Source organism: uncultured Nostoc sp. (assembly GCF_964247315.1).
Taxonomy (GTDB): Bacteria; Cyanobacteriota; Cyanobacteriia; order Cyanobacteriales; family Nostocaceae; genus Nostoc.
In genome coordinates, this window is the sequence record NZ_CAXTTT010000184.1 from 1 (window position 1) to 10479 (window position 10479).

General features: G+C 38.8%; 9 protein-coding genes and 3 pseudogenes. 8 read left to right on the forward strand and 4 right to left on the reverse strand.

Annotation, left to right across the window (positions count from 1 at the left end):
• The 3 genes and pseudogenes from ACFE93_RS32410 to ACFE93_RS32420 form a co-directional block, all read left to right on the forward strand.
• Positions 1 to 196 (forward strand): hypothetical protein (locus tag ACFE93_RS32410; protein ID WP_375479876.1); only part of this gene is annotated, 196 nt, incomplete at its 5' end.
• A gap of 169 nt (positions 197 to 365) precedes the next feature.
• On the forward strand, positions 366 to 1010 hold the full coding sequence (locus ACFE93_RS32415) for a L,D-transpeptidase (protein ID WP_375479878.1): 645 nt from the start codon (positions 366 to 368) through the stop codon (positions 1008 to 1010).
• Between the two features lie 324 nt (positions 1011 to 1334).
• Positions 1335 to 1454 (forward strand): annotated as a pseudogene (locus tag ACFE93_RS32420) (3-beta hydroxysteroid dehydrogenase); the annotation flags it as partial.
• A gap of 54 nt (positions 1455 to 1508) precedes the next feature.
• Here ACFE93_RS32420 and ACFE93_RS32425 read toward each other — a convergent pair.
• Positions 1509 to 1883: pseudogene (locus ACFE93_RS32425) on the reverse strand (hypothetical protein); the annotation flags it as partial.
• 268 nt (positions 1884 to 2151) lie between these two features.
• Between ACFE93_RS32425 and ACFE93_RS32430 the strand changes: the two are divergent.
• Both ACFE93_RS32430 and ACFE93_RS32435 read left to right on the forward strand, forming a co-directional pair.
• Positions 2152 to 3030, forward strand: a complete 879-nt coding sequence (locus tag ACFE93_RS32430; protein WP_375479880.1) for an SMP-30/gluconolactonase/LRE family protein — start codon at positions 2152 to 2154, stop codon at positions 3028 to 3030.
• 604 nt (positions 3031 to 3634) lie between these two features.
• The gene (locus ACFE93_RS32435; protein WP_375479883.1) at positions 3635 to 4669 is read left to right on the forward strand and encodes a hypothetical protein; all 1035 of its coding nucleotides are present in this window, start codon (positions 3635 to 3637) and stop codon (positions 4667 to 4669) included.
• 359 nt (positions 4670 to 5028) lie between these two features.
• Here ACFE93_RS32435 and pgsA read toward each other — a convergent pair whose 3' ends face one another.
• Positions 5029 to 5547 carry a CDP-diacylglycerol--glycerol-3-phosphate 3-phosphatidyltransferase gene (gene pgsA, locus ACFE93_RS32440; protein ID WP_375479885.1) on the reverse strand — a complete coding sequence of 173 codons (519 nt, stop codon included), beginning with the start codon at positions 5545 to 5547 and terminating at the stop codon, positions 5029 to 5031.
• A 189-nt stretch (positions 5548 to 5736) separates the two neighbouring features.
• Between pgsA and ACFE93_RS32445 the strand changes: the two genes are divergently transcribed.
• The 3 genes from ACFE93_RS32445 (at position 5737) to ACFE93_RS32455 (ending at position 9618) form a co-directional block, all read left to right on the forward strand.
• Positions 5737 to 7158, forward strand: a complete 1422-nt coding sequence (locus ACFE93_RS32445; RefSeq protein WP_375479887.1) for an aspartate ammonia-lyase — start codon at positions 5737 to 5739, stop codon at positions 7156 to 7158.
• A gap of 157 nt (positions 7159 to 7315) precedes the next feature.
• The gene (locus tag ACFE93_RS32450) at positions 7316 to 8287 is read left to right on the forward strand and encodes a DUF362 domain-containing protein (protein ID WP_375479889.1); all 972 of its coding nucleotides are present in this window, start codon (positions 7316 to 7318) and stop codon (positions 8285 to 8287) included.
• 1145 nt (positions 8288 to 9432) lie between these two features.
• Positions 9433 to 9618, forward strand: coding sequence for a hypothetical protein (locus ACFE93_RS32455; protein WP_094349221.1), 186 nt, complete (start codon positions 9433 to 9435; stop codon positions 9616 to 9618).
• Between the two features lie 195 nt (positions 9619 to 9813).
• Here the strand turns inward: ACFE93_RS32455 and ACFE93_RS32460 are convergent, their stop codons facing one another.
• Positions 9814 to 10164: a four helix bundle protein gene (locus ACFE93_RS32460; RefSeq protein WP_375479891.1), complete on the reverse strand. Its 351-nt coding sequence runs from the start codon at positions 10162 to 10164 to the stop codon at positions 9814 to 9816.
• 32 nt (positions 10165 to 10196) lie between these two features.
• Positions 10197 to 10479: pseudogene (locus tag ACFE93_RS32465) on the reverse strand (hypothetical protein); the annotation flags it as partial.

Sequence of the window (10479 nt, forward strand, 5' to 3'; positions counted from 1 at the left end):
GCCAACTAATTCAAACAGTGGCAATACTAAAAAGCCAACTAATTCAAATACTGACAATACTAAAAAGCCAACTAATTCAAACAGTGGCAATACTAAAAAGCCAACTAATTCAAATACTGACAATACCAAAAAACCGACTAATTCAAATAATGGCAATACTACAGAGCCAACAAATCCTATTCCAGGACGAGGATAAAACTTATTTGATTAGTGAGATTTGGCAAAATAGTTGAGTAAAAATTCAGAATTCAGACTTCAAACTTGTTGAAATTTGAATTCTGAATTACTATTAATAAATAAAAGCAGACTTAAAAGTTGAATATTTTGTAATAAACTTATAACTTATAGAGTTAATGTAATAGATTATGAACAATAGTATGTATTATCGTAGTGTTCTCAAGTTGGGATTAATCTCAATTGCTTTGCTTTTGTGGCTTCAATTACGTGCTATTGCCAAAACTACGATTGAGCAAGGAGTAACTGAGAAGACAACAATTAGTCAACTGAACTCTCCTCCCGCGCAGCCAAATCTTCCTAGCACTTCGGAGCGAATGATGCGTTTACTGCTGAGGCTAAAGCTTCCAGTGCAGACAACCCCTCCTAATACTTCTGAGCAAAATATCCATTTACTACTCTTTCTCAAAAAACGAAGACTTTATGTTTATCGGGGGGATGTTTTACAGGCCAGCTATCCCGTAGCTATTGGTAAACCAAAGTGGGAAACGCCTACAGGCAAATTTAAAGTGCTTAATATGGTTCAAAACCCAGCTTGGCGAAATCCATTTGTTAGTTACACAGAAATTATTCCTCCAGGTTTAGAGAATCCTCTAGGAGAACGTTGGATTGGATTTTGGACTGATGGAAAAGACCAAATCGGATTTCATGGTACTTACAAGCGAGACTCTGTAGGGAAGGCAATTTCTCATGGTTGTGTTCGTATGTATAATGAGGACGTGCGAAAATTGTTTGAAATGGTGACAATAGGAACCCCTGTAATTGTAGTTCCTTAAATACAGATAAATGCACATGAACAACGATGATTTATCCGTTATTACCGTTGTTCATCTATGATTTCGCTTTCGCAAGATTTTGGTGGTAAAAAATAAATTTATTGAGAGATGTTTTCAATCAACAGTGTTAGCTTTTTGTGGCAAAAGATAAATAGACCTCTTGCAGAAAAGTTTTGTGGTATGCTTAAAGGCTTTATAAAAAATCCATATCAGAATCTATACAGAGAACTTTTGTTACCTCGTTGAGATGTCTGATAGAGATAGAAAGCAAATTTTTAAGACTTTCCATTGTACCATAATTTATTTTTGCAAGAGGTCTAATATCCTGAAGATGATTTGATTTCTGGTTTGCAAGACTCTCTGGAAAATGACTATTTGGGTAATGCAAAAGACAAAGCCGATGTTGATTTTTCTATCGATGAGGAAATTTTAAAAGCGTTGTGAGTAAAGATGTTCAGAGGCACATCGCTGTGTGCCCTTACTGATGCGATCGCATTTTCATAACTTATCAGGGTTAACGCCTAACTCTCGCAGTTGTGCTGCTAATCTGTTAGCACGTTGACTTTCTCGTTCTAACGGCGTGGGAAGCCAATTATCGGATCTATCATACCAACGTAGCCATAACCGCTCAATTTGTTGGTAAGAACCTTGCCAAAGTCCTAAGCCCAGTTCCAAACCCGGCATCCAGACCCGTGGAATACTCAAATCCAATTCGCTGTAACGGTCTGCAACTAATTGGAATGCTTGGAGTTTGTCAGTGTAGCGGTCAAACAAAATGTAGTAAGGAACTCGCAAAATCCGCTCATAAACTTCCCATTTGGTCGGTGGTTGGTTAATCTCCCGCAGAGTTTGTCCTAAGTCTTCTTTTTCAGTAACTTCTTTGGAGGAGAGAGGCGGGTCTGTTTGGAACATAAGGAGAATCTTGACTGACTAACTTTAAGTTAACGGATCGCGGTAAAGGTTGGATCAAAGTCAAAATCAAAAATATTTTCTTCTACCTGGGAAAGACGCGATAAATTGCGTTTTTAGTTTTTACTGAAACAAGAATGAAAATTTTCTCTATTAGTCAGGCAAACCTTTTTTAGAATTGCCTGAAAGCTACTGAAACTAGTTTCTGTAAATACTGTTATTGGTTGATAAAATGAGCCAAGTTTTGCAATATCCACTCCAGAATGTTCTAGAGTCCCGTGCCCGTTTGGCTGAAGGCCCTATCTGGGACTCTACCCAAAACCTAATTTACTGGGTTGATATCTACAACCATCGGGTACATCAGTTCAATCCTGATACAGGGAAAGACCTGTTTTTTGATGTAGGAGATGTTGTCGGTGCGATCGCAACAGCAGGTAAAAATAGATTAATTATGGCACTACGTCATCACTTGGCATTCCTCAACACCCAAACAGGTGAAGTTACTCCCATTTTAGAAATTGAAGGAAATTTGCCAGATAACCGTCTCAATGATGGGAAATGTGACCCTCAAGGTCGCTTTTGGGTTGGTTCAATGTGTTCTTTAGAAAAACCCCAAGCTAGCCTCTATCGCTATGATCGTGACGGTTCATTGCATGTGATGGAAACGGGATTGACTATCTCTAACGGTCTAGGTTGGAGTCCAGATCAAAAGACATTTTATTTAGCTGATTCTCCTCATCAAAAAATATATGCTTATGACTTTGATTCAATAACAGGCAATATTATCAACCGTCGAATTTTTGTTGATTTAACTCATGAATCTTTCCATCCAGATGGGTTAACAATAGATAGTCAAGGGAATATTTGGTCAGCTATGTGGAATGGATGGTATGTGATTCGTTTCAATCCCAAGGGTGAAGAGATATTGCGGATTAATTTACCCGTTCCACTCGTAACGAGTTGTACATTTGGTGGCGAAGATTTGCAAACACTCTACATCACTACTGCTTCAGTTGGACTTAGCCAAGCCGAGATTGACAAAAGTTTCTACTCTGGTGATTTGTTTGCTCTCAAAACTGATGTTACTGGATTACCTAGCTATAATTTTTAGGGATTGAGGATTACAGAACATAGTAAACAGGACTTACGCAACTGTCACAAGCAATGGCGCTTGCAATCTTGCCGCGCACCTAACAACTAAACAATAAACATGCAAATAGCCGGATGTTTGAATTGTTGAACTAAATAATTTGATAACAATCCATACTTAATTTTATAAATTATTTGACCAGTTTTCTAAGCTAAATCTTTGAGCCGAAGCTAGACTAAAATAGTGCTGGCAATATGATACCAATTCAAAATTAAAAATTAAGAAAGCCAGACAGAACAAAGGTTTGGGAGTATGTATCTGTCGCATTCTTTTTTCAAATTGATATGATTTTTTTGAATACGATCCTAGCAACATTGACAACATTCAATGCATGTACTATTAAATGGCAATCGCATTATACCAGATGCATAAGTCCTGATGGTTTTAAACAAGTCAATAATGAATTTGGCTAGGCTGATTTTAGCCTTACAGATTATGAAAGCATTAAGCGCTGGTGGGAGATAATTTTTTGTGCTTATCTTTTAAAAAACATTCAAGTGACTTATTGTCAATATATAAGCAGAGCAATTAAAGATGGATAAATTGGCATCATAAAGATGGTAATATGAATAATCATTTTTCTAATGCTACCAATATGAAGCTATTGAAGATTTCCAAATTAACTATGCCATTACTAACCCTCGCATTGTTATCGTGGGTAGCTCCACAAGCGAATGCAGCTCTTCTAGTGGGTAGCAGAAATAACAACTCAGTTTTGCGATACGATGAAGAAACTGGGAAATTTATTGATACATTCATACCTTCTGGAAGCGGTGGATTAAACGTAACAGTGGGTTTTGCTGTTGGTTCAGATCAGAATTATTATCTCAGCAATTTTGCGGGTAGTAGTATAGAACGATATAACGGAAAAAGTGGAGATTTTATTGATAGTTTTGTTCCTAAAGATAGTGGTGGATTAAAACTTCCTCAAGATTTGGCTTTTGGGCCTGATGGTAACCTCTATGTTGCTGGAACGGTGAACGGTACTACTAATGCCATTCTGCGTTATGACGGCAAGACTGGAACTTTTATAAACACTTTTATCTCATCTGACAAAATAGATCCTGCTGCACCATTTAGTTTGACCTTTGGATCAGATGATAATATATATCTCAACAGTTCTATCACTGGCACTATCAAGCGTTATGACGGTAAGACAGGAGCTTTCATTGATAACTTTGCCCAAAGCAAACCAGGATCTATACCAGGAAGCTTAACTTTTGGACCAGACGGCAATCTTTACGTTGCTGATTTTAAGACTAACGATATCGCACGCTATAACGGCAAGACAGGAGAATTTATTGATTTTTTTGTTACTAGTAATAGCGGTGGTCTTTCTGGACCTGTGAAACAAACTTTTGGTTCTGATGGGAACCTGTATGTCGGTAGCATATTAACTAATAATGTCTTGCGCTATAACGGTAAAACAGGAGCATTTATCGATGTATTTGTTCCCGCAGGTAGTGGGGGTTTGAAAAAGCCAAGATTTTTGTATTTCACTAAAGATGCAATTGCAGTTCCTGAATCTAGAACTGAATTAGCTCTATTAGCATTTGTAGCTACCTTAAGTGTAGGTAAAGTAATTCGTCGTTTTCAATAATGATAATAATTGATAATTAGGTAGGACTTACGTAACTAACACAGAGTACTCACATTTTTATAGTATTGTGCGTACTACAAAAAAATGGAGTGCTCAAAGGGCATTGCTTAAATTAGTGAGAGTAATGGACGTGTTCGAGTTCCGAACTCCAAGTATTTAGTTTAGTAAGTCCCTTTACTGCTAAGAGGAAGGTAACTTGAATTTTTGACAGTGGGTTGCGTTGTGCAACAACGCACCAAACATTTAAATTAGACCGCTGAATTACAATACTATTTAGAAATTTATGACTTAGCTACAAACATTTTGTGATTATTGCCTGGAAAAATTTTACATTTACAGTGACGATACATTAAATGTTTTCAATCCGCGGTGCTAGTTTTTTGCGGTAAGAGATAAATACAGCCAGATATTAAAGTCAAGGCAACAGAAATCCAAAAAGCAATCAGAGAAAGAGTTTGCCATACTTCAGGTAAGGGGGCAATCAAAAGTGCGATCGCCACTATTTGACTAACAGTTTTGAGTTTACCCCAAATATTCGCCCCGGTAATTGTCGTTTGATTTACCCGCCAACCAGCGATCGCTAATTCCCGCGCTAAAATCAAAAACACTCCCCAAGCTGGTACTTTTCCTAGTTCAATAAAAACCATCAATGGCGCAAGTACCAGAAATTTATCCACTAAGGGATCTAAAAACTTACCCAACTCACTAATTTGGTTGAGTTTCCGCGCTAAATAGCCATCTAACCAATCAGTTAACGCCGCAATGATAAAAATCGCCAAACATATCCACCTAGCTTGAGGTGTGGGGTTGTACAAGCCATAAAGCAGAAATGGTACACCCAGAAGGCGAGAGAAGGTAATCCAGTTGGGTAGAGTCACGTCGCTTCGCTCCGAATTCAAAATTCAAAATTTAAAATTCAAAATTAATAATCCCCATAAATACATTTAGTTGCCCTGTTATCAAAAAGAGGGCGGAGGGGACAAACTTACTACAACTTCTCTTTGTCTCCCCACTTTCTCCCTAAGCGTGGGAAAATCTGTTTTCTGTAGCTCTCCTAAAACAATACTATGACTGAACACACAGACTCCCAATTCCGCATCGAACGCGATTCGATGGGCGATCGCCAAATTGCAAGTAGCGTTTATTACGGCATTCAAACGCTACGAGCTATCGAAAACTTCCCTATTAGCGGTATTAACCCTTTAAATACTTACGTAGATGCTGGATTGATAATTAAAAAAGCTACGGCAATAGTGAATGGAGAACTAAATTGCATTCCTCAAGATATTAGTCAGGCGATTGTGCAAGCAACTGATGAAATCTTAGCTGGCAAGTTCCGCGATCAATTTGTTGTGGATGTTTATCAGGCGGGTGCTGGAACATCCCACCACATGAATGTCAACGAAGTTCTGGCAAATCGCGCCTTAGAAATTCTTGGTGAAGAAAAGGGCAATTACAAACGTGTTAGTCCCAATGACCACGTTAATTATGGACAGTCTACCAATGATGTGATTCCTACGGCAATTCGCATTGGTGGTTTATTGGCATTATCTAAGACATTACACCCAGCAATAGATGGTGCGATCGCATCTTTAGAAAAAAAAGCTGTAGAATTTCAAGATATCGTCAAATCTGGCAGAACCCACTTACAAGACGCTGTACCTGTGCGTTTGGGTGAGAATTTTCGGGCTTGGGCGCAAATTCTTACAGAACACCAAAACCGGATTTATACCGCCTCTGGGGATTTAATGGTGCTGGGTTTGGGAGGTAGTGCAGCCGGAACGGGATTAAATACTCATCCTCTGTATCGCGCCCGTGTAGTAGAAGTTCTTTCAGAATTGATTAATACTCCTTTAGAACCTGCGCCCCATCTCATGGCAGCTATGCAGAGTATGGCGCCATTTGTGAATGTTTCTGGTGCTTTGCGGAATTTAGCCCAGGATTTAGTTAAAATATCTCATGATTTACGGCTGATGGATTCGGGGCCAAAAACAGGCTTGAAAGAAATTCAACTCCCCCCAGTGCAACCCGGTTCCTCAATTATGCCAGGGAAATACAACCCAGTTATGGCAGAGATGACATCAATGGTGTGTTTTCAGGTGATGGGTTACGATAGTGCGATCGCTTTAGCTGCACAAGCCGGACAATTAGAATTAAATGTGATGATGCCGCTGATTGCCTATAACCTAATTCACAGTATCGAAATTCTCGGCAATACCATCGCCGCACTCACCGAACGCTGTATTAAGGGAATTACTGCTAATCAGGAACATTGTTTAGCTTATGCTGAAGGTAGTTTAGCTTTAGTAACCGCACTAAATACCCACATCGGTTATTTAAATGCCGCAGCTGTCGCCAAAGAATCTTTAGAAACTGGTAAATCACTGCGGCAGATTGTCCTAGAACGCGGATTAATGAGTGAAACAGACTTAGCCACAGTGCTAAATCTAGAACAAATGAGTGGTATCTTACCGCTCAAAACAGAATAATAGGTTATGGGGCATTGGACATTGGGCATTGGGCATGGAGAATTGGGCATGGGGCATTGGACAATAATTAATAGTTCTTCTCCCCCTGCTCCCTCTGCTCCCTCTGCTCCCTGCTCCCTTGCTTCTTCCCTATTCCCCATTTCCCATTCCCCAATCTATGCAGACTCAAAAACCATCTGTCAGTCTCATTCGGGCTACATCCTACGAACGAGAGGCTTTACGGGAATCTTTAACGATTCTCCTGGAACCTTTTGGAGGAATGGCAGCGTTTGTAAAAAAAGGCGATCGCGTTTTACTCAAACCAAATCTACTTACAGGCTCGCGTCCTGGTAAAGAGTGTATCACCCGTGCCGAACTAGTTTATGAAGTTGCTCAAATGGTAATTGAGGTTGGTGGTAAGCCATTTTTGGGCGATAGTCCTGCTTTTGGTAGTGCCAAGGGCGTAGCAATAGCAAATGGCTATCTGCCTATTTTAGAAGAACTCAATCTTCCCATCATCGATTTTCATGGTCAGCGTTACCAAACTATTAGTGACAATTTTAACCATCTGCGACTGTCTAAAGAAGCGATGGAAGCAGATGTAGTGATTAATCTACCGAAAGTGAAATCACACGCCCAGTTGACATTAACACTGGGCGTAAAAAACCTGTTTGGTTGTGTCCCTGGCAAAATGAAAGCTTGGTGGCACATGGAAGCGGGAAAAGATGCAAATAGATTTGGTGAAATGTTAGTAGAAACTGCCAGAGCGATTAACCCTGACTTAACCATATTAGATGGTATCATTGGTCATGAAGGTAATGGCCCCAGCAACGGGGAACCTCGCCAACTGGGCATTTTAGCAGCCGCATCAGATATATTTGCCTTAGATCGGGCAATGGTAGAAATCCTCAATGTTTCTCCTGAACAAGTGCCCACAGTTGCAGCTTCTCAAAGACTAGGAATTTGTCCAGAACTTGCTGCCATAGAGTTTCCGCATTTAAATCCTAATTTATTAAAAATAGAAGATTGGCGGCTACCAGAAAAGTTAATGCCCATTGATTTTGGTATGCCCCGCGTAATTAAGTCTACGTTTAAGCATCTTTACACCCGATTTATCAAGGAACCAATGAGTGTTTATGGAAGGGAGTAGGAAGTGGGGAGAAATCAATTCAAAATTCAAAATTCAAAATTCAAAATTGTTTGCGCAGCGTCTCGTAGAGAAGAAAAAGACAAGCGGATAAGGGGAGAATAACCGATGCCCCATGCCTAATCCCCAATCCTCAATTTGGTGCAAACATCGTTACAGCAATTTCATTTATTAGCAGAGTAATCTGTAATTACCCTCGGATTGCTTAACCAGACCGCTCTATTATATTTAGTGGCGGTTTATTTTAGCTAATTAATTTGTTAAACAATTTTTCGTCTTAGATTTTAATTTATCCAAAAAGTTATACGGATTTAGGATCTGGAAATTGGGATTGGGTATTTTGTTCAGATATAGCCGTAGTCACACAGGTTAGGACAGTATTGATTGCTCAAAGTCTTGAAAAAACTGAGTTTTTACTCAGCACTTAGCTATATGAAGAAAGTTTGGTAATAACCCGCTACACGTCTACGCCACCTTCTAAAACTTTTTTATTCTACCTTTATATAGATTGACAAAATTGCTGTGATATTACATAGATTGCAAAATTGAAATTATTAAATATTTATTTAGTGATATCACTGAATCCATTCTGCCTTATACAGTTGATGTATCTGTATTTATTCGGTAGTTATAATTGGTTAAAAAAATCCTTCCTACCTATTTATTCTCTGCTGTCAAATATTTTTGTGTATAACTACCATATAACAATCAAAAACACTGAATATCTTTCAGTGCAATTGCGGTTTTGTGTCCTGTATCACAAATTAGCAATTCCAGTAAAATGACCTTATCAAAGGCGTTTTAAGATGTTATAATCATGAAGTATCGGACAAATATGTTTTGCTAATTAATCTTTAATCAGCGAAAGAATGTAGCTTATGATGCTGTCAAAGTTGGCTTTGCGTATGCAACCCGTTACACCATACAAGGAAACATCTGAAAATATTAATTACAAAATAAAACATGATTTGTTTACTTGTAACTTTGTATTAAGAAGTCCATGTATAAAAAGGCTATTATGACAGTTGTATAACTGGTTTAAATTGTAGAAGGCTACACATTTTACAGTTTAAAAATAGTTAAAATAGCATTAATACTCTCACTCAGAGTGTAAACCTACACAGTGTTACGAAGAACTTCAATTTTGTATGAATTCAAATAGCCAGTCTGCCAATGCCGATACATATTCCCAACGTTTGGCAGACATTGTGGGAACTGCGATCGCTCTGTTGACTCTTACCCTACCCGTATTTGTCATCGCCCACTATTCTTCAACTAATGTTCAAAATAACCAGCAACCTCTGATCCAAAACATACAAGGAAATCAAGATTAATCGAGCTTCCCAGTTGCATTTTTTCATGGGGAGACCTACAAAAAAGCAGAACATTGATTTTGAGACAATCTCTGTAGATGTCGGTGTAGTTCGTCAAGCATAAGCTGGTTCTTGGCAACTTTTGGTGATCTCGGTTGTGGGAAGGCAGAGGGCAGAGGGCAGAAGGCAGAAGAAAGAAAGGAATAAGTAGTAAGTTCAAGCTTTGAGTTTGTTTAAGCTAGCAACTAATATACTTTGCATTTCCTCAACTTCATTTAATAGAGGTGTGAAAAGATTTTTCTCGGCTAAATCTACTTCTTTGGCAATGATTAATTGCGTATCAAGTTCTCTCAAAGAACCTAACGCAATATGTAAGAACTGTATATATTCTGGCTTGGAACGCCTACCATAGCCTTCTGCTATATTAGATCCTACAGATACAGAAGAACGTCGGATTTGGCTGGTTAAACCATACAATTCTGACTGAGGAAATAGGCGGGTAAATTTATAGCAATTGATAGCAAGTTGAACTGCCCTTTGCCAAATAAACTGATTTCTATAACTCATATAATCAAGTGTAAATTGTCAAAATTTTCTCCTCAAATAGCCAACAAAAATCGTCGTTCAAGTAAATCTATCTTGGCGCGTCCATACATCTGCCGCTTTAACATTTTCAGTCGATTAATATGCCCTTCAACGGGGCCATTGCTGACTGACATAGTTACACCTTGAATGGCTTCTGGTGCGCCTTGGCGAGTACCACTTTCATAAGTTTTTGACCGATCTCGTGAGACGACTTTGACACCGGGGTGAGCTTTTAACCATTCTGCTAAGGTTTCAGCCAAGGCATCTTTTAGTAGAGCAATTGGTCGTCTGCGTTCC

Coding starts and splice junctions, on each gene's coding strand:
- ACFE93_RS32450 (WP_375479889.1), top strand. CDS start 7,316: ATGCAGACTCAAAAACCATCTGTCAGTCTCATTCGGGCTACATCCTAC.
- ACFE93_RS32455 (WP_094349221.1), top strand. CDS start 9,433: ATGAATTCAAATAGCCAGTCTGCCAATGCCGATACATATTCCCAACGT.
- ACFE93_RS32415 (WP_375479878.1), top strand. CDS start 366: ATGAACAATAGTATGTATTATCGTAGTGTTCTCAAGTTGGGATTAATC.
- ACFE93_RS32460 (WP_375479891.1), bottom strand. CDS start 10,164: ATGAGTTATAGAAATCAGTTTATTTGGCAAAGGGCAGTTCAACTTGCT.
- ACFE93_RS32435 (WP_375479883.1), top strand. CDS start 3,635: ATGAATAATCATTTTTCTAATGCTACCAATATGAAGCTATTGAAGATT.
- ACFE93_RS32445 (WP_375479887.1), top strand. CDS start 5,737: ATGACTGAACACACAGACTCCCAATTCCGCATCGAACGCGATTCGATG.
- ACFE93_RS32430 (WP_375479880.1), top strand. CDS start 2,152: ATGAGCCAAGTTTTGCAATATCCACTCCAGAATGTTCTAGAGTCCCGT.